The organism is Anaerotruncus sp. DFI.9.16 (assembly GCF_024461615.1).
GTDB classification, from domain to species: Bacteria; Bacillota; Clostridia; order Oscillospirales; family Ruminococcaceae; genus Anaerotruncus; species Anaerotruncus massiliensis.
Window position 1 is genome coordinate 1 of the sequence record NZ_JANFZX010000132.1, and the last position, 681, is coordinate 681.

Sequence of the window (681 nt, forward strand, 5' to 3'; positions counted from 1 at the left end):
CCCCCCCCCCCCCCCCCCCCCCCCCCCCCCCCCCCCCCCGCCTCTTTTCTTTTTCACGCGGGGAGTTCCCCGGCTACTTCCGGTACTTATAGTAGATCGTGTAGGAGCTGCCCGACTTCTTGATCGTCACCTGAAGCTCGCGCGGCGCTTCCTCGATTTCAAACTCCTTACTCGTGATGGGGTCCCTGGCCGTCGGCGGCACAAACTGCATCTGCCGGTAGGTGACCTTGTCGATGATCTCCCGCAGGCCCGCCATCCGGTCGCCCGCCTTGACCTTCACCTTCAGGAAGGTCTTGTTGAAATCGTCGCCGCCGTCCACCACCTTGTATCCGACCTTTTTGATCTCCCGCTTGGCGCGGTCGAGCAGCCATTCGGCCTCCTCGTCCGTCTCCTCCCCGCTGCCCGCCGGTTCGGCGGCTTCGCTCACGGGCGCGGCTTCCGGGGCGCTCGAGGCCTCCGCCGCGGGAACGGCTTCGGCGCCGGAACCTTCAGGTACGCTGGGAACCTCGGGCACACTCGATACCTCAGGCGCGCTGGACGCCTCGGGCACGCTGGAAACCTCGGGCACGCTGGAAACCTCGGGCACGCTGGAAACCTCGGGCACGCTCGAAACCTCGGGCACGCTCGAAACCTCGGGCACGCTCGAAACCTCGGGCACGCTCGAAACCTCGGGCACGCTCG

Annotated in this window: 1 protein-coding gene; it reads right to left on the minus strand. The window is 66.8% G+C overall.

Annotated elements, in window-relative coordinates; translation table 11 throughout:
• Positions 1–73: 73 nt before the first annotated feature.
• A partial coding sequence (locus NE609_RS17310) for a hypothetical protein (protein WP_256153238.1) occupies positions 74–681 on the minus strand: 608 nt, incomplete at its 5' end.